The following is a 17,089-nucleotide window of genomic DNA, read 5'->3' as shown; positions in this document are numbered from 1 at the left end:
CGAGAGATGGTCAGCGTGGTGGAACCGCCCTGCGCATTCTCAACGCCGACCGGAGACGAAGCGTTGGGTCACGGGCCGCCGAGAACTAACCGATCAGGCTGGGCTGCAGGTCACGCAGGGTGCGCCGATGCGTCATCCGCGTCACTCCGGCGGCCGCGACCACGAGGGCTCCCAGCATCCACACGCCAAGCGCGGCGGCGTCGCCCCATGCGGCGGCGGAGGATCCGCCGTACATGAGTTGGCGCAGTCCGTCGACGGCGAAACTCATCGGCAAGACGTGGTGGAGGCTGGCAAGCGGCCCCGGAAGCGTCTGCCAGGGGAACGTTCCGCCCGCGGTGACGAGCCTGCACCACCATCAGCACGAGTCCCAGGAACTGGCCCACGGAACCGAGCCACACGTTCAGCGCAAGGATGATCGCAGCGAAGGTCAGCGAGGCGAGCGCCAGCATGGCGTACGCGCCCAGCGCGTTGTCGAACTGGAACCCCAGCGCCCACGCGACGACCGCGAACAGGCCCACCATCTGCACCGCGCCCAGCGCACCCGGCGTGAGCCAGCCGGCGAGGGTGACGCGGACGGGGGAGTGGATCGCCGTGATGGCACGCTTCGAGACCGGCTTCACGATGAGGAACAGCGCATAGATGCCGATCCACGCAGCCAGCGACATGAAGAACGGGGCGAGGCCCGCGCCGTAGGTCCCCGCATCGGCGATCGACGTGTTGTCGAGGTCGACCGGATCGGCGATGGTCGCTGCTTGCTTGTCACGCAACGCCTCGTCGGCGACGGGGATCTGTGACACCCCGTCGTTAAGACCGTCGGTCAGTTCCTGTGCCCCGTCGCGGAGTTGGCCGATGCCGTCGGTGAGGTCGCCTGCACCGTCCGACGCCGTGCCGAGCCCGTCGGCAAGGGTGGTGGCGCCGGTGTCGAGATCGTCAGCGCCGGACGCCAGCGTGGCGGCGCCGGTCGCAACCTCGGTGGCGCCATCGGCCAGGTCCGATGCGCCGGTGGCAGCACTCGTCGCGCCGGACGCGAGCGTGGTGGCGCCGGATGCGGCGCTTGCCGCGCCATCGGCCAGGTCCGATGCTCCCTCAGAGACCTGGGCGGCGCCTGCGGCGAGCGTGTCGATGCTGTCTACCTGGTCCTGAAGGTCGGTGTTGGCGTCAGCGAGTGCATCGCCCACGGGGTCGAGTGTGGCCAGGACTTCCGCGATCTCGGTGTCCGTCAGGCCCAGGTCTTCGAGGTCTGATGTGATGCGCGCGCGGACGGCGGGCAACTGGTCCGCGGCGTCCTGCGCCACGTCGCCCACCTCGTCGGCCTTCTGCGCCAAGAGAGCGTTGCCGTCCGCGACCTTCTGGGCTCCATCCTCAAGAGTGGTGGCACCGTCGCTGAGCGTGTCGAGGCCGTCTGCGAGGTCATCGGCACCGTCCGCGACCTGCTGGGTGCCGTCGGCGAGGTCGCTGGCACCCGACGCCAAGGTGTTCGTACCGTCCACGAGGTCGCCCGCTCCCTCAGCCAACTGGGACGTGCCGTCGGTGAGGTCACCCGCACCGTCGACGAGTTGAGCGAGCCCATCGCCCAGGTCCTCAGACCCGGCCAGGGCATCGGCGGCGCCATCGGTGAGTTGCTGGGCGCCGTCCGCCGCGTCAACCAGGCTTTCGCGAATGTCCGCGAGTCCGAGCAAGAACCGCGACGCGGCCTCTTTATTCACGGTCTCCACGATGGAGACGCGAATCGCCTCGGCGGCCTGCTCGCCGATCGTCGACGCCAGGTAACTGTTGACGTCGTTCGTCGTCAGCGTCACCCGAGCCTGGTGAGGGTCGTCGGTGGAACTCGACGCGAGCGCATCGGAGAAGTCGGAAGGAAACGTGATGGCGAAGTCGTAGTTCTCATCCTGGACTCCCGACTGCGCCTCCGCCGTGTCGACAATGGTCCAGTCAAACGTGCCGTCATCCACCATTTGTGTGGCGACGTCCTCGGCGTAGTTGGTCGGCTCGCCGTCGACGGTGGTGCCCTCGTCCGCGACCACGATGGCCGCTGGAATGCGGTCGAGCGCGGCATACGGGTCCTTGTTGGCCCACAGGTACATGCCGCCGTAGAGCACGGGAACAGTCATCAGCGCCACGAGCGCGAGAATCGCCATCGGTGTCGAGGTGAGCCGTCGCAACTCGGCGGACACCATGGCGGGGACCCGAACGATCAGGCGCTTCATCGTGCGTCCTCCTCGTCGTCCGGTGCGGCGTCTTCTAAGGGGCGCTCCGTCAGGGTGTCCGGCATCTGAGCGACGCTCGTGCCCGCGAGCGTCGCGGCGGCGGCGTCGCCAGCGACCACCAACACGCCCATCCCTTGCCGTGCAAGGACCAGGCACTGCTCCCACCAGCCTGCAGGGTCGCCGCCGTGGCGGTCAGGGGCGACGAGGACGACGCCCTCCACGCCGGGCCGCATCGCGGCAAGGGTGAGGAGCAGGCGAATCCGGTCCGTGGGGTCCACGTTTCCGATGGGGGTGCGGGTCCAGCGTGCGAGGCCCCACTCGTCGAGCGTGCGGCGCGCGGCGGTCACCGTGGCCGTGCGGCCAGCAAACATCAGGCTCTTCCTCGACGATGCCGACCGTCGACACGTGAGCGGGAGGGTCGCTCACCGTGGGGGCGTCGACCAGGGCAATGCGGTCGCGCATGCCTGCGTAGTCGACGGCGCCGTCGAGGCGGATGACGCCGGTGTCGGGGTGCATGCGCCCCGAGGCGAGAAGGCCCAGCACCGTGGGCCGGTGCTCCGTCTCAGCGCGCACCAACGTGACTGCGCCGGACTCGAAGGTCACGGTCACGGGCTGCAAGGCGTCGTCTCCGCGCCCCTTGGATGCCTGGTCGAGTTCGACTCTCATGCTGCTGCCTCCGTCTGGTCTACGAGATCGGCGATGCGTGCGGCTTCGACGGCTCCCACACCGGCGGCGCACAGGGGATGGGTCATGGCGAGTCGCCTGCTGCAGCCAGGCTCGGACGCGTCGGCGACCTCGAGAACGTCGATCGCGGCTCGTTCCACGAGGGCGGCGATCGTGGTGACCGGAATGTCGGTGCGGACGAGCCCGCCCTCGGCTGCCTGGGACAGGAGCGCCCGAAGGCGGCGGCGGATCGGATTCATCGCGTAGGCGACGGTCGAGGTCCGGCCGCTGGTGAGCGCCATCCTTGCGACTGCGTGGACGTCGACGACGGCGTCCCAGAGCCGAGCTCCGAGCCGTGCCAGAGCTTCAAGTGGCGGTTCCTCGTTGAGTGGACCCACGGCGGCCGCGATGCGTTCGGCGCCGCGCGCGATCACCGCGTCCACGAGCGCCTCACGGCTGGGGAAGTGTCCGTAGACGGCCCGGCGTGACAGGCCTGCCGCCGCGGCGATGTCCTCGAGGGGAGCATCGATGTCGCGGCGGAGCGCCTCGGCGCCAGCAATGAGCAGCGCCTCGCGGTTACGTGCCGAATCGGCGCGGGGGGACCGGGGAGTCATGTCTCCAGGGTAAGAACTTGCACGCGTGTGTGCAAGTTCTCGGATAGTGCCGGAGATGCGACACGGTCGCTGTGGCATCGGCCCTGCGTACGATGGTGGCCAATCACCACCTGGACCACGGATCGAAGGGGACCGCCGCGATGGCCGAACCGATGGGCGAGAAGTACGACGCCTACGCGAAGCGCACCGACGCCCCGATGGCGGCCCTGGCCCTGATCTTCCTCGTGGTCTGGTCGGGGCGCATTATCTTTGCCCACTCGCTTCCTGGCGGCGTGCGTGCCGCGATGCTGACCGTCCAGGGCGTCATTTGGGCGATCTTCCTGACGGACCTCATCATCCGCACCGTGATTTCGAAGCGGTCCTGGCGGTTCCTGTGGACTCATCCCCTCGACGTCATCGCCGTCCTCGTGCCCGCGGCACGTCCGCTGAAGGTGCTCACCACCTTCACGCAGGCCACGGCGTTTGCGACCACCCGGGGGCGGATGAAGACCATGCAGGCCGTGATCCTGTCGGTCGTGTTGCTCTTGTGGATCGGGTCGGTTGCGGTCCTGTCCGCGGAGCGCGAGGTGGCGGACTCCGCCATCAACACCTTTGGTGACGCCCTGTGGTGGGCCTTCGTGACGGTGACCACCGTGGGGTACGGCGACTACTCGCCGATCTCCGCGCAGGGGCGTGTCATCGCCGTGATGATGATGCTGGTCGGCATCGCACTCATCGGTGTCGTCACCGCCTCCGTAGCCGCGTGGTTCGTGGCCCTCACCTCTGGCGGCGAGGACGAGGAGGAAGAGGCGCGCGAGGCGACCCGTCACGAGGAGCCTCATGGAGCGTATTGCCGAGCTCGAAGCGAAGATCACGCGGCTCGCTGACTCATCGGTGCCCCCGGCGGAGCGCGCCGACCCCGAACGCCAGTAGCGTTGTCACCATGACCACGGTCGCAGACATCGGCGAACTCCTCGACACCCGATTCCCGCCGGCTCTCGCCGAAGGATGGGACGTCAACGGGCTGACCGTCGGCGACCCGGCGGCCACGGTCTCGCGTGTCCTGTTCGCGGTCGACCCCACGCTTGCCGTGGTGCAGGAGGCCATCGACGTCGACGCCGACCTGATCGTCACCCATCACCCGCTTCTGTTGCGGGGCGCGCACCTGCTCCCGGTGACCTCGTCCAAGGGCGCGGTGGTTCACCAACTCATCGCGCACGGCATCGGACTCTTTAACGCCCACACCAACGCCGACCACGCGTCCGGGGGAGTCGCGGAAGCCCTCGCCGACGCTCTCGGCGTGGGCTCGACCGTGCCGCTGGTGCCCTCCGCGACGGATGGCACTCAAGGCACCGGGCGCATCGGTGTCCTGGACGGACCCCTCACCCTCGACGAGTTCGCGCGCCGGGTCGCCGACAGGCTTCCGGCCACCGCGCACGGTGTGCGCGTCGCGGGAGACCTTGGCGCCCTCGTCACGTCCGTGGCCGTCTGCGGCGGCTCCGGCGATGCCTTCCTGGCCGATGCAGCGGCGGCAGGCGCCGACGTCTACGTCACCGCCGACCTCCGTCACCACCCGGCGTCCGACGCTCGCGAGGCTCGCGGACCTCGGTACCGGCAGGCCGTTCCTGGTCGACGTCGCCCACTTCGCGTCCGAATGGGCGTGGCTGACCGCCGCCGCCGAACACGTCGCGGACGCCGCAGGCGTCGACACCATCGTGTCTACTCTCAACACCGACCCCTGGACCGCGCACTACGCCTCACCGGCACGCGCGACCGACTGATCCCACAAGGAGACCCTTCGTGCCCCACGCCCCCGTCGCCGACCAGCCTGCGACTGCTCGAGGTGCAGGATGCAGACCTGCGCCTGCAGCAGGCCCGCCACCGCCGCATCACCCTCCCCGTGACCGAGCAGATCACCGAGCCTGTCCGCTCGCGCCGCCGACCTCGAGGAGGACGCCGTCGCGCGTGGCACCGAGGTGTCCGACCTGCGCCGCGAGGTGACCAAGGCCGAGGACGACGTTCAGGCGGTGCGCCAGCGCGCGGATCGCGATCGGTCGCGCCTGGAGTCGGGCACGGGGTCCGCGAAGGACCTTCAGGCACTCCAGAGCGAACTCGAGGTGCTGGCGCGGCGCCAGAGCGCGCTCGAGGACGTGGAAATCGAGGCCATGGAGCGCCTTGAGACCGCCGAGGCACTCCACGCCGATGCGCGCACCCAGCGCGACGCGATCGCCGCCGACATCACCAAGGCTCAGCGCGGAGCGCGACGAACAGGCTGCGTGACATCGACGCGGAAATCGGCGACATCGAGGCCGAGCGTGCCCTGAAGGCCGAGGGCCTCGACGCCACCCTGGTGGCGCTGTACGAGAAGCTGCGCGACCAGCACGGGGGTGTGGGCGCGGCCGCGCTGCGCGGCTCGCAGTGCCTGGGCTGCCATATGACCCTCAACCCGGCCGACCTGCGCACCATCGCGAGCGCCGCGCCCGACGCGGTGGTGCGGTGCGAGGAGTGCGGAAGGATCCTGGTGCGGAAGGCGGACGCCTGAGATGACCGCCCCCTCCGCATCCTCCGCTGACGCCCACGAGACCGGTTCGGATGTCGCGCCGGAGCCCGCGCGCGGTGCCTCGCTGTACGACCTCGGCCAGGAGGGCTTCGTCAGCCCCCTGACGCTCGTGCTGGTGCGCCACGGCGTGACGGACATGACCGTCACGCACGCGCTGTCCGGCTCCGGCAACGTGGGGCCATCGCTCAATGCCGCGGGCCGTATCCAGGCCGCGAAGGCGGCCGATGCCGTCTACCGCATCGGCCGCAAGGACTGGGACCGCGTGCCCCACGTCAGCCGCGTGTTCGCCTCGCCCATGACCCGCACCCAGGAGACCGGCGGCGCGATCGGCAGGCGCGTCGGCGCACACGTCGAGACAGACGACCGCGTACGCGAGGTGCACTTCGGTGAGTGGGAGGGGCTCACGGGCGCCGAGATCACGGCACGTGAGCCGGAGAACATGCGCCAGTGGGGGCTTGGCGACTTCCGTGCGCCCGGCGGCGAATCCCTCCACGACGTGGGCCTTCGCATGGACGGCTTCATCGTCGACGCCGCACGTCAGCACGCGGCCGCCTGCGCCGATGGCAAGGACGAGGCTCGTGCCTGGGCCGTTGCCTCGCACGCCGTGGCGATCAAGACTGCGGTCGCGGTCTCGCTGGGCATGCCCGTCGACGGCTGGTCCCGCATGTGGCCCCAGCCCGCCTCGCTGACCCTCCTGCAACTGAGGGTGCGCGACGACGGCTCGATCGCCGAGCGCCACCTCCTCGCCTTCGGCGTACCCACGCACTGATCGCTGCGCCCCGTCGGTTCCCGTGGGGAGCCGACGGGCCGCGCCTCCCCGCCGCACGCAGCCAAGCCGCTACATTCGCGGCATGGGGGAACTTCCCGGGCCATGGCGTGCCCTGCTGGATGAGGCGAGGCTCTATCCCTCGCCGCACAACTCGCAGCCCGTGCGCGTGCGCGTGACAGGAGAACGCAGCGCGGAGGTGTTCTACGACCTCGACCGCGGCCTGCCAGCGGAGAACTTCGGGATCCCCTTCGGCCACGTGTGCGCGGGGGTGTTCCTTGAAGGCCTCCAGACCGTCGCCGCGGGCCACGGCTGGGCGGTGACCACCGACCTTCACCTCACCGAGATGGACTTCGACGCCGAGGACCGTCTGCACCGCATCGCGACGGTGACCCTCAGCGCCCATACGCCCGGCCCTCTCGAGCCTGTGCCACCACGAGGCCTTCCTGGCGCGCCGCACCAACCGCAGGCCCTACGAGGGCCGTGCCGTGCCCGAGGCGGATCTCGCCGCCGTCGCGGCCGAGGCATCGGCCGCGGGTCATACCTTCGGCGCCACCTCCGACCCCGGCCAGGTGGCGTCCATCATCCGGGTCAATCAGGAGACCCTGTTCGACGACCTTCGCCACGATGCCGTGCACGCGGAGATCATGGAATGGCTGCGATTCTCCGAGCGCGAGGCGGTGGACCGAGGTGACGGGCTCAGCGCCGCCACCATGCTCATCCCTGGACGCATTCTGCGCTTCGCCATGGGGCACAGGGGCCTGTGGGAGGCGCCCGTCATCGGGGCGCTTATCCGTGCCGTCTACCTGCGCACCATGCGGGGCGTGACGCAGGTCGCATGGTGGTCGGGACCGTTCGCGACGCCCGCCGACTACGTCGCCGCGGGGCGTCTCTTCTTGAAGGCGTGGATCCACCTCACCGAACGCGGCGTCTCACTGCACCCGTTCGGGACGGTCATCACGAATCCACGCTCGCACGCAAGGTTCGTCGACCTCGTGGACGCCGACGAATCCGGCGGCCGCATGGCCTGGATGCTCGTGAGGCTCGGCTATGCCAAGGAGCCTCCGCTCGCGCACCGCCGACCCCTGGAGGAGATGCTCGCATGAGGCAACTCATCAAGTACCCGCTGTTTGGCATCGTGTGGATGATGGATGTGGTGATCCGCCAGGCTCACCCGGTCGGTCCACACCCATCGGCTCCTGCTTGGCCCCGGCATCGAACCGGCCCGCTGGCTGGGTGGGCGCGTGCGCGCATGGCGCACGTTCCACAAGGCCTCGCGCCACGTTCCCGCGTACGGAGCCTTCCTGGAGGAACACGGCCACGGGCGGGACATCGCCGCGCGGGGTTCTCTCGCCGATGCGCTGGCCGCCGTGCCGGAGATGGACAAGGCCTCCTACATTCGTCCGTGGACCGTGGCGGAGCGCAGCCTCGGTGGCCGCATGCCGCGCCGCGGCGTGGTGGTCGATGAGTCGTCGGGTTCGTCGGGCATTCCGACCAGTTGGGTGCGCGGGCCGGACGAACGCCTCGCGACCCGCCAGGCTTCTCCAGACGGGGTTCTGGCGCACGTCGCGTGAACTCTCGAAGCAGCCCTTTGTGCTCAACTGTTTCTCGTTGGGCGCGTGGGCCACCGGCATGAACGTGTCGTCATCGCTCACCGAGATCACCATGATCAAGTCCATCGGACCGGACCGTGACAAGGTCATTCACACGATGCGGGAGTTCGGCCCCGACTACACCTACATCATCACGGCGTACCCGCCATTCCTGAAGGCACTGTTCGACGATGACCGCCTGGACTGGTCGCAGTACGACATCGTGACCGCGTTTGGGGGCGAGGGCATCTCCGAGTCCATGCGCGCCATCATCTGTGAGCATGCGGCGGCGGCCTTCGGCTCCTACGGTGCCTCGGACCTCGAGATCAACATCGCCATCGAGACCGACTTCACCGTGGCCCTGCGTCAGGCGATCGCAGCCTCGCCGGAACTGTCCGCACAGGCTCACCCGGCGGTCCGAGTACGGCGTCCTGCCCATGGTCTTTCAGTTCAATCCGTTCGACTACCTGATGGAGACGAACGACGCAGGCGAACTCCTCGTGACGATCACTCGCGGCACCAACATCAACCCGCGCATTCGCTACAACATCCACGACCGCGGCCACGTGTTGCGCGTGCGGGACCTTGACCCGGTGCTGAGGGAACATGGGCTTGGCGGCCTGCGGGATGTCAGAATCACGGATCTGCCGCTGCTGTTCCTGTATGGCCGCTCGGACATGTCGGTGGACTTCAACGGTGCCGTGGTGGCGCCCGATTCGGTACGCGATGCCGTGTTCGAGGCGCCGGGGCTCGCGGACGCGATCGAGAACCATCGCCTGATCTCGTATGAAGACGCGAACGGCGACCGGCAGGCTGCACGTCGCGCTGCAGCGCGTGGAGCGGGCCGATGCCTGGGTCGCGTTGGCTGCGAGCGAGGCCGAGGTAGGCGCGGGGATGATCGCCGCGCTGCGCGCCGCGAACGGGGACTTCTCGAACGCGATTCGCACCTCGCCGGAGGGCACCCTGCCCACCGTGGGCGTCTATCCGTACCGGTCGGGGCCGTTCACGGACGATGGCGCCAGGCTCAAGAACGAGTACGTGTGGGTTCTCGAGCGTGGCGAGATCGACCGCTACGACCTGCGCATCGATCACCTGGCGCCGCGCCACGTGACGCGCTGAGGTTATCCCGCCAGGACGATGGTCAGTTCCTTGTCGGTGCTGACCAGGTCGATGACGCCGGGGAGAGCGCGTGCCACATCGGCCACGTCACTCGCCGTCGCGGGCGCGGTGTCCGCGTCCACGAGGGCGCCGGCGAGGAGCCCGCGGGTGTGCTTGGCCATGTGGCTCACCACGGAGCGCTTGCCGTGCAGTTCACGCTCGACCCGGACCGCCACACAGGGGTGGCCGGTGGGGCGCCATGCGGCGACATAGGAGGATGAACGGCAGTCCACGATGATGCCGTCGCCCGCGAGGTGAGACAGGTCGGCGGCCAGGTGCTGACGCCAGAAGGAGGCCAGGGCGCCGATGCGGCCAAGGCTCGTCGACATCGAGAGGCGGTACGCGGGGATGCGGTCGGCGGGGGAGACGGCTCCCCACAGCGCGGAGACGATCCGGATGCGCTCGGCCGCGCGGGCGAGCGCCGCGCCGTCCCAGTCGGCGGCGCCTGCCGCGTCGTACAGCACACCCGAGTAGACCCTGGCCGCGACGTCGGCGGGATTGGCCCACAGGGTGCGGTTGTGTTCCACCTCGTCGTGAAGGCTGGGGCCCACGTCGAGGACGTCGAAGGCGTTGCGCTGCCCACTGACCTTGGCAAGGGCCGTCCCGACGCGTTCGCGTGCGCCGGTGAGCGAAGGGTGGCTGAGTGCCGCCAGGTCCACCGGCGCGCCCGCGGTGGGCGGCGTCTTGCCTTCGGAGGGCGGCAGCAGGATCAGCACGATGACCAGCGTAGGGGCCGGGCGCGGGTGTCCGCGACGGACGTCCGCACCACAATCTGCCGCGGGCAGGCCCTGTCCGCGCAGGGTGACGCGGGGACCTGCGAGGCTCGGGCGCGACATTGTGGTGCGTACGACGCGAGCCCACTTGACGGTGTGCATATCGCGATATATCGTCAACGTATCGACATCACGAGAGAAGGAGATATCGATGAGAGACAACGACTTCATGTTTGACGGACACGACCCTCGCGCCGAGGTACGCCGCAGGCACGGCGGGCCCCGCGGCGGCGGCCCCGACGGCGACCTTCGCGGGGGCTTTCCCGGCGGCCCGCGCGGTCGAGGACGCGGTGGCCCCGGCGGGCGGGGGCGCGCACGTGGCGACATCCGCGCCGCCGTCCTTGTCCTCCTCGCAGAGCAGGAGCGCCACGGGTACGACCTGATCCGCGCCATCGAGGAGCGGACCGGGGGAGCGTGGGCGCCAAGCCCTGGCTCGATCTATCCCACGCTCCAGTCCCTGGAGGACGAGGGCCTGGTGACGATCGACCTTCTGGAAGGCCGGAAGGTCGCATCGCTGACGGACGCGGGACGCACCTGGGTCACCGAGAACGTGCCGACCCCCGAGGCGCTGTTCGCGCAGCCCGACGGCGGGGCGGGCATCGGCCAGGTGCGCCACGAGATGGTGCAGTTGCGCGATGCGGCGATGCACGTCACCCGCCAGGTCGCGGGCAATGAGGAGCAGGTGGCAAAGGTCGCCGCCGTCCTCGCCGCGGCCCGCAAGGACCTGTACCGGCTGCTCGCCGACCAGGACTAGCACGAGCAGTACCCGGCCGGGCGGCCGGCGCCGGGCTCGACGAGAGTCGTCCCCGAAGGATCGACGAGAGTCGAACCGCGGCGTCGGCCGCCCGGCCGTGTCGGTGGCGTGTCCGCCGCGGCACATCGCGGTACGCTTCCAGTGCGGATGAGTTGGCCAGGCGGCCGCGTGATCGCAAGATCCCGAGGAACGTCCGGGCTCCGCAGGGCAGGGTGATGGCTAACGGCCACCCGGGGTGACCCGCGGGACAGTGCCACAGAGAGAAGACCGCCACCGGTTCACGCCGGAGGTAAGGGTGAAAGGGTGAGGTAAGAGCTCACCGCGCGACTGGTGACAGGAGCGGCACGGTAAACCCCACCCGGAGCAAGGCCAGACAGAGAGCGTTTGAGGGCTGCCCGCCCGATGCTCTCGGGTAGGTCGCTGGAGCCCTGGAGCAATCCAGGGCCTAGATGGATGGTCGCCCGGTGCGCAATGCGGCAACGCGCGTACTCGACAGAACCCGGCGTATCGGCCAACTCATCCGCTCCACCCCCGTGGGGGTGCGAGTGAGGCGGTGTCGCGACAGCAGCGACGGCAACATGGCATAAGGAGAAATGTTGGCAGCAGCGGGGCAGCAGAGGTCCGGCCGAGGTCGCGCGCGTTCGAGCGCGCGCTCGGGGCAGCGTCGGACCACGCAGGCGGGTCCCAAGGGACTCATTCCGCTCATGGCGGGCATCGCCCGCGAGGTGGAACGCGCCGCTCAGAACCCCCGGCGCGCGGCGCCGCACGCACCAAGTTCCAAGTGGTGGCGCTCCTGGTGCGCGAGGAACGCGCCCGCGTGAAGGCGGATGAGTCGCTGACGACCGCGAAGCGTGACGAGGAACTGAAGCGCCTCGACGGCCTGGCCACCGTTCTTGCCAAGACCGCCGCCCGCGACACGTCGCTCCTGGCGCTCCTGGCCGAAGACGCGCGCGTCTCGGCCTCCGCGCTGGACTACAAGCACACGGTCCTGAAGGCCGCCGGCCGGGAGGTGGCCGACTCACCCGAGCCTCCCGCACCCTCCGCGCCCACGCCTGCGGCCGCAAACGCGAACGCCGTCGTTCCGCAGTCCGCCGTCTCCTATCAGATGGCCAATCCCTTCCTCGCTCCCGACTTCTCCGCGGTACGGAACAAGGCCGTGCGCGCCGGCCGCCTCTCCAGGCGGGAATTGCTCGATCCGCTGTTCCGCTCCTTCGAACGCGACGCCCCCGGCGCGCAGGCGTGCATGACGCTCCCAGACGCCGCAGCCGCCATGACCTCTGCTCCTGGCCTCCAGGGCCGCACGCTCATGCCTCACCAGGCGCAGGCGGTTGCCTCCGTGGAGCGCGGGCACCGCACCTTCCTGTTGGCCGATGAGCCCGGGCTCGGCAAGACCGCGCAGGCGCTGCTGGCCGCGCAGGCCGCGGACGCCTACCCCCTCCTCGTCATCGCCCCCAACGTCGTCAAGATGAACTGGGCAAAGGAGGTGGAGCCTGTGGACCCCGCACCGCCGGGTCAGCGTGGTGCACGGAGACGGCGACGACGTCGATGCCTTCGCGGACGTGGTGGTCGTGAACTACGCCATCCTCGATCGCCACGTGGGCTGGTTCGGTGGCATGGGCTTCCGCGGCATGGTGGTCGATGAGGCGCATCTCATCAAGAACAAGTCGTCCCAACGCTCGCAGCACGTGCTCGCGCTTGCGGAGCGCATTCGTGAGAGGACCCCGCGCCCGCTCATGATGGCGCTGACCGGCACTCCGCTCATCAACGACATCGAGGACTTCCGTGCCATCTGGCAGTTCCTCGGGTGGATCGATGATGAACGGCCCCTCGGCACCCTCATGGACGCCCTCGAGGAGACCCGCCTCATCCCCACCGACCGCGGTTTCTACTCCGCCGCCCGCACCGCCGTCGTGGAGCAGGGCATCGTCCGCAGGCGCAAGGCCGAGGTGGCCGCCGACATCCCCGCGCGCAGGATCGCGGACCTTCCCGTCGAACTCTCGGGCGCCGTTGGTCGCTCCATCCGAGCATCCGAGGCCGCGCTGTCGGCCCGCATGGTCGAGCAGTATCGCCACGCCATGGCACAGCGTCCCACGGACGCGGGCGGCGGCATCGACCTCGACCTGGTGCGGCGCATCGCCGCCGCCGAGCCTCAAGGACTCCGCCTCGAAGAAGACCGGAGACAACGTGTTCTCCATGGTGAGGCGCATCGGTCAGGCCAAGGCTGCACTGGCCGCCGACTACGCGGCCCAGTTGGCGCGAAACGTCGGCAAGGTCGTGTTCTTCGCCAAGCACATCGACGTCATGGACGAGGCCGAGCAGATCTTCGCCGACCGCGGGCTGCGGGCCGTCTCCCTGCGAGGAGACCAGACGGTGCGCTCCCGCGAGGAGAGCATTCGCGCCTTCACCGAGGACCCCGACGTCTCGATCATCGTGTGTTCGCTGTCCGCCGCCGGTGTGGGAGTGAACCTCCAGGTGGCCTCCAACCTGGTGCTCGCCGAACTGTCCTGGACCGATGCCGAGCAGACGCAGGCCATCGACCGCATCCACCGCATCGGCCAGTCGGAGCCCGTCACGGCCTGGCGCATCATCGCTGCACAGACCATCGACTCGACCATCGCCGCCCTCATCGACAGCAAGTCGGGCCTCGCGGCCAGGGCGCTCGATGGTGTGGCGGTCGACGACGCCGATGGGGTGAGCGACGTCCGGCTCGACGCCCTCGTCGCGCTCGTGGTCGCGGCGCTTGAAGAAGCCGATGCCACGCTCGATCAGGGGTCGCCTTCGCCCTTCGTGTGACTCTCAGCAATCTCCCAGGTTCCTCCCGGTTTCCTCCAGGGTCCGTTCGGTTGACTCGTCAGTAGGAACCCGCCATAGGAGGAGGAGACCATGACCGAGCAGCACACCCCGCAGGACAACGGCTTCGCGGCACCCGATCCGCTACCCGAGGTCGCGCCCGTCGCACCTACCCCATACGGTGCGACCTCGCAGGCTGCAGGCGCCGCCGTGGCGCCCGAGGTCGAGGTACCGCCGCGCAAGCGCCGCAGCCCTCGCGCTCGCAGGCTCGTCGCGTTCGGGGCAGTCTCCGCGCTCGCAGTCGGTGCCGTCGCCACGGGGTTGATCGTGAGCACGCCGCGCGGCTCGACGGCCGATGCGGCCTCGGCGTACGTTGAGGACGGCACCACCGATGGCGGCACCGGAACCACGGACGGCGCCACTGATTGGGAGCAGGCTCTACCGCGACCTGTACGAGTCGCTGCAGGAGCAGGGTGACCTCGGCACGCAGCAGACGCCCGACCAGGGCGATACTTGGTCTGGCAACACGACGCCCGGCGGCAACGGCTACTCGGGTGGCGTCGATGGCTACGGGACCGAGGGCGGCACCTCGGACGGCCTGTCCGGTCTCGGAGGCCTCGGGTCGACCACGACGCAGGAGGAAGCCACCACCGCGAGCGATGCGGAGTCCACGGGAATCGTGCTCATCGACACGGTCCTGGGCTACCAGAGTGCCGAGGCGGCGGGATCGGGCATGGTGCTCACCGAGGACGGCCTGATCCTCACCAACAACCATGTGGTCGAGGGTGCGACGGATATCACCGTCACCATCGGCTCGACGGGTCAGACCTACACCGCGAACGTGATCGGCACCGACTCCACCGAGGACGTCGCGCTGCTCCAGGCTCGAAGGCGCCTCGGGATTGACCACCGTGACCATCGACGACGACGAGGTTGCGGTCGGCGACGCCGTCACTGCAGTCGGCAACGCGGAGGGCGGCGGCGTGCTCATGGCGGCCGACGGCGCTGTCACGGAGCCTGGACTCGTCTGTGACGACCTCCTCCGAGTACGGCGTGGAGGGCGAGACTCTCGACGGCATGATCGAGTTTTCGGCCGATGTGGTGGGCGGCGACTCCGGAGGCGCCCTCATCGACGATGAGGGCGAAGTCGTGGGCATGACGACCGCCGCATCGAGCGGACTCGCGACCACCATCGCGTATGCCGTGCCCATCGACGAGGCGCTCGAGATCGCGGCGCAGATTCAGGACGGCGACGAGACCGGAACGGTCAGCATCGGCTACCCGGCGATGCTGGGCGTCGCCATCGCGAGCGACACCGCAGGCACCCAGGGGCAGTGGGGAACCCAGACTCAGACCACGTCTGGCGCCACGGTCCAGGGCGTCTATGAGGACACGCCCGCCGCCGAGGCAGGCCTCGCAGCGGGAGACATCATCACCGCGGTCGACGGCACCGCCGTCACCAGGCTCGAGCGAGCCTGTCCGCGGCCGTCTCCGAGCACGAGCCAGGGGACGAGATCACGCTGACCTGGACCGACTCCACGGGCGCCGAGCAGCAGGCCACGGTCACGCTCACGGAGGGGCCCGTCGCATAGACACGGCCACCTTGGCAGTCAGAGCGGCCGCCGTCCCGCGAGGGGCGGCGGCCGTGCTGCGTGGTGCCGCCCGCATCGGCCGTCCTATCCTGGGGTCATGGGACGCAACATCGGTGATCTGACCTTCTCCTCCGTGTACCCCCTGTACATCCACAAGGTTGAGCGCAAGGGGCGCACGCAGGAGGAACTCGATGAGGTCATCACATGGCTGACGGGGTTCACCAAGGAGCGCATCGACGCCTTCGCCGGTGACCAGTCCACGTTCCGTGACTTCTTCGACGCCGCAACCTTGAACCCCAACGCCGGGCTCATCACGGGAGTCATCTGTGGATACCGCGTCGAGGACATTGAGGACCCACTGACTCAGCGAGCGCGCTACCTCGACAAGGCTCGTGGACGAGCCTCGCCCGCGGCAAGGCCATGGAGAAAATCAAGCGCGCTTAGCAGGCATCATCGGGACCTTGGTCATGGGTCTTCGTGAGCAGGAGTATGGTCGAAGATGCCCGGCCCAGCGTGGTGCTGAACATTCGCTCACGCCCTTACCCGGAGGCTTTCGTGCACACCCAGGTCGACCCGACCTCGCCCGTTTCTATCCGTCCCGCGCAAGAACGGCTCCTGTTCCGTTCGCGCCGCTGGGTCCGTCCCGAGGACCTCAACGCTCACGGCGCGCTGTTCGGCGGATCGCTGCTGAGGTGGATCGACGAGGAAGCGGCCATTCACGCGATTCTTCAGGCTGGGCAACCGCAAGGCTGTCACCAAGTACATCTCCGAGATCGACTTCGTCTCGAGCGCGAAGCAAGGCGACATGATCGAGATGGGGATCTCCGTGCTGTCGTTCGGCCGCACGTCGTTGACCATGCGCGCCGAGGTGCGCAACATGATCACCCGCAGCCCGATCCTCACCATCGACAAGATGGTCTTCGTCAGCGTCGATGACGAGGGTCGCCCCGTGGCGCATGGCCGGACCTCGACCATCGACAGCGACGCCGAGGGCTCCGTCACGCCGCTGTAACCGGCCGCTGCCGGGGCGGCTTTCAGGCGCCGATGCTGGCGGAACGCTTGCGCAGGTGGCGGGTGTCGTCGTTGGCGTAGGCGTAGTACCAGCCAATCAACAGGCCGCCGCCGACCATGTTGCCCGCGAGCACGATGGCGAGGTTGCCGAGCGCGAGTCCCCACTCGAGGCCGCCCTGGAACGCCTGGATGGTAAACAGCACGGTGTTGGCCACCGAGTGCTCGAAGCCCACAAAGGCAAACACGAACACCGTCGAGATCATGGCGACCGCCTTCATGAGCTCGTTCTTGATCATCCCGTTGTAGATCATCAGCATTCCGAGGTTGATCATGAAGTTGCACAGCATGGCGCGGATGAAGAGGTCAAGGCTTCCCGAGAAGCCATCGGAGACGTACGCGAGCCTTGGTGTCGACGGACGCGGCCATCTGTACGCCCAATTCGCCGGACGCGAGCGTGGAGCCCCACACCATGAGCGCGACGACGAGCCCGCCGATGAAGTTGCCGAGGTAACACAGCACGAGCACCCGGGCGCCGCGCACGGCGCTGATGGCGCGGTGGTAGCGGCCGATCGACACGATCATCATGTTCGAGGTGAGGAGCCTCGGACTTGCTGTAGTAGATGAAGACGA

19 protein-coding genes, 1 other RNA gene and 6 pseudogenes are annotated in these 17,089 nt (G+C 69.0%); 19 read left to right on the top strand and 7 right to left on the bottom strand.

Translation table 11 applies throughout. The features are described from left to right. Window positions 1-85 precede the first annotated feature (85 nt). The 4 genes and pseudogenes from QQK48_RS01380 to QQK48_RS01365 form a co-directional block, all read right to left on the bottom strand. A pseudogene (locus QQK48_RS01380) lies at window positions 86-2,207 on the bottom strand (YhgE/Pip family protein). After that, window positions 2,204-2,428 carry a hypothetical protein gene (locus QQK48_RS01375; RefSeq protein ID WP_284327231.1) on the bottom strand — a complete coding sequence of 75 codons (225 nt, stop codon included), beginning with the start codon at window positions 2,426-2,428 and terminating at the stop codon, window positions 2,204-2,206. The pseudogene QQK48_RS01380 and the gene QQK48_RS01375 overlap by 4 nt, the downstream one beginning before the upstream one ends. After that, window positions 2,400-2,873: a hypothetical protein gene (locus QQK48_RS01370; protein WP_284327230.1), complete on the bottom strand. Its 474-nt coding sequence runs from the start codon at window positions 2,871-2,873 to the stop codon at window positions 2,400-2,402. Before QQK48_RS01370 ends, QQK48_RS01375 begins: the two co-directional genes overlap by 29 nt. After that, a complete protein-coding gene (locus QQK48_RS01365) occupies window positions 2,870-3,484 on the bottom strand; it encodes a TetR/AcrR family transcriptional regulator (RefSeq protein WP_284327229.1) in 615 nt (204 codons plus the stop codon). Before QQK48_RS01365 ends, QQK48_RS01370 begins: the two co-directional genes overlap by 4 nt. A gap of 140 nt (window positions 3,485-3,624) precedes the next feature. On the opposite strand from QQK48_RS01365, the gene QQK48_RS01360 reads away from it, so the two are divergent. From QQK48_RS01360 to QQK48_RS01315, 11 genes and pseudogenes are all read left to right on the top strand, one after another. Beyond that, window positions 3,625-4,350, top strand: coding sequence for a potassium channel family protein (locus QQK48_RS01360; protein WP_284327228.1), 726 nt, complete (start codon window positions 3,625-3,627; stop codon window positions 4,348-4,350). A 56-nt stretch (window positions 4,351-4,406) separates the two neighbouring features. Then, window positions 4,407-5,000 (top strand): annotated as a pseudogene (locus tag QQK48_RS20945) (Nif3-like dinuclear metal center hexameric protein); the annotation flags it as partial. A gap of 439 nt (window positions 5,001-5,439) precedes the next feature. Beyond that, window positions 5,440-5,661: pseudogene (locus QQK48_RS20940) on the top strand (CT398-like coiled coil hairpin domain-containing protein); the annotation flags it as partial. Between the two features lie 74 nt (window positions 5,662-5,735). Beyond that, window positions 5,736-5,792: pseudogene (locus QQK48_RS20935) on the top strand (hypothetical protein); the annotation flags it as partial. A gap of 21 nt (window positions 5,793-5,813) precedes the next feature. Next, on the top strand, window positions 5,814-6,005 hold the full coding sequence (locus QQK48_RS01345; RefSeq protein WP_284327226.1) for a zinc ribbon domain-containing protein: 192 nt from the start codon (window positions 5,814-5,816) through the stop codon (window positions 6,003-6,005). 1 nt (window position 6,006) lies between these two features. Then, window positions 6,007-6,792, top strand: coding sequence for a histidine phosphatase family protein (locus tag QQK48_RS01340; protein WP_284327225.1), 786 nt, complete (start codon window positions 6,007-6,009; stop codon window positions 6,790-6,792). A gap of 82 nt (window positions 6,793-6,874) precedes the next feature. Further along, entirely contained in the window at window positions 6,875-7,483 is a 609-nt protein-coding gene (locus QQK48_RS01335; RefSeq protein ID WP_284327224.1) for a hypothetical protein, read from the top strand. Continuing rightward, window positions 7,437-7,895 carry a nitroreductase family protein gene (locus QQK48_RS01330; protein ID WP_284327223.1) on the top strand — a complete coding sequence of 153 codons (459 nt, stop codon included), beginning with the start codon at window positions 7,437-7,439 and terminating at the stop codon, window positions 7,893-7,895. The genes QQK48_RS01335 and QQK48_RS01330 overlap by 47 nt, the downstream gene beginning before the upstream one ends. Before the next feature lie 138 nt (window positions 7,896-8,033). After that, window positions 8,034-8,363 carry a phenylacetate--CoA ligase family protein gene (locus tag QQK48_RS01325; RefSeq protein WP_284327222.1) on the top strand — a complete coding sequence of 110 codons (330 nt, stop codon included), beginning with the start codon at window positions 8,034-8,036 and terminating at the stop codon, window positions 8,361-8,363. Between the two features lie 19 nt (window positions 8,364-8,382). After that, on the top strand, window positions 8,383-8,970 hold the full coding sequence (locus QQK48_RS01320) for a phenylacetate--CoA ligase family protein (protein WP_284327221.1): 588 nt from the start codon (window positions 8,383-8,385) through the stop codon (window positions 8,968-8,970). A gap of 197 nt (window positions 8,971-9,167) precedes the next feature. Beyond that, on the top strand, window positions 9,168-9,500 hold the full coding sequence (locus QQK48_RS01315; protein ID WP_284327220.1) for a hypothetical protein: 333 nt from the start codon (window positions 9,168-9,170) through the stop codon (window positions 9,498-9,500). 2 nt (window positions 9,501-9,502) lie between these two features. On the opposite strand, the gene QQK48_RS01310 is transcribed toward QQK48_RS01315, so the two are convergent. After that, entirely contained in the window at window positions 9,503-10,414 is a 912-nt protein-coding gene (locus QQK48_RS01310; RefSeq protein ID WP_284327219.1) for a YaaA family protein, read from the bottom strand. A 49-nt stretch (window positions 10,415-10,463) separates the two neighbouring features. Between QQK48_RS01310 and QQK48_RS01305 the strand changes: the two genes are divergently transcribed. The 8 genes and pseudogenes from QQK48_RS01305 (at window position 10,464) to QQK48_RS01270 (ending at window position 16,460) form a co-directional block, all read left to right on the top strand. Next, window positions 10,464-11,066 (top strand): PadR family transcriptional regulator, encoded by a 603-nt coding sequence (locus QQK48_RS01305; protein WP_284327218.1) that lies wholly within the window; start codon window positions 10,464-10,466, stop codon window positions 11,064-11,066. Window positions 11,067-11,214: 148 nt separating this feature from the next. After that, window positions 11,215-11,589, top strand: an RNA gene (rnpB, locus tag QQK48_RS01300) — RNase P RNA component class A. Between the two features lie 70 nt (window positions 11,590-11,659). Then, a pseudogene (locus QQK48_RS01295) lies at window positions 11,660-13,859 on the top strand (DEAD/DEAH box helicase). Between the two features lie 90 nt (window positions 13,860-13,949). Further along, entirely contained in the window at window positions 13,950-14,333 is a 384-nt protein-coding gene (locus QQK48_RS01290) for a hypothetical protein (protein WP_284327217.1), read from the top strand. After that, window positions 14,248-14,889 carry a trypsin-like peptidase domain-containing protein gene (locus tag QQK48_RS01285; RefSeq protein WP_284327216.1) on the top strand — a complete coding sequence of 214 codons (642 nt, stop codon included), beginning with the start codon at window positions 14,248-14,250 and terminating at the stop codon, window positions 14,887-14,889. The genes QQK48_RS01290 and QQK48_RS01285 overlap by 86 nt, the downstream gene beginning before the upstream one ends. Beyond that, window positions 14,886-15,380 (top strand): S1C family serine protease, encoded by a 495-nt coding sequence (locus tag QQK48_RS01280; protein WP_284327215.1) that lies wholly within the window; start codon window positions 14,886-14,888, stop codon window positions 15,378-15,380. The genes QQK48_RS01285 and QQK48_RS01280 overlap by 4 nt, the downstream gene beginning before the upstream one ends. Before the next feature lie 165 nt (window positions 15,381-15,545). Then, window positions 15,546-15,929: a DUF2200 domain-containing protein gene (locus QQK48_RS01275; protein WP_348523369.1), complete on the top strand. Its 384-nt coding sequence runs from the start codon at window positions 15,546-15,548 to the stop codon at window positions 15,927-15,929. Window positions 15,930-15,937: 8 nt separating this feature from the next. After that, window positions 15,938-16,460: pseudogene (locus QQK48_RS01270) on the top strand (acyl-CoA thioesterase). 22 nt (window positions 16,461-16,482) lie between these two features. Here QQK48_RS01270 and QQK48_RS01265 read toward each other — a convergent pair. After that, window positions 16,483-16,806 carry a formate/nitrite transporter family protein gene (locus tag QQK48_RS01265; protein WP_284327214.1) on the bottom strand — a complete coding sequence of 108 codons (324 nt, stop codon included), beginning with the start codon at window positions 16,804-16,806 and terminating at the stop codon, window positions 16,483-16,485. A gap of 16 nt (window positions 16,807-16,822) precedes the next feature. After that, a complete protein-coding gene (locus QQK48_RS01260) occupies window positions 16,823-17,044 on the bottom strand; it encodes a formate/nitrite transporter family protein (protein ID WP_284327212.1) in 222 nt (73 codons plus the stop codon). Window positions 17,045-17,089 lie beyond the last annotated feature (45 nt).

Origin of the sequence: Demequina litorisediminis (assembly GCF_030161615.1) — a bacterium.
GTDB lineage: Bacteria > Actinomycetota > Actinomycetes > Actinomycetales > Demequinaceae > Demequina > Demequina litorisediminis.
This window is presented reverse-complemented; position numbering and strand designations above follow the sequence as displayed.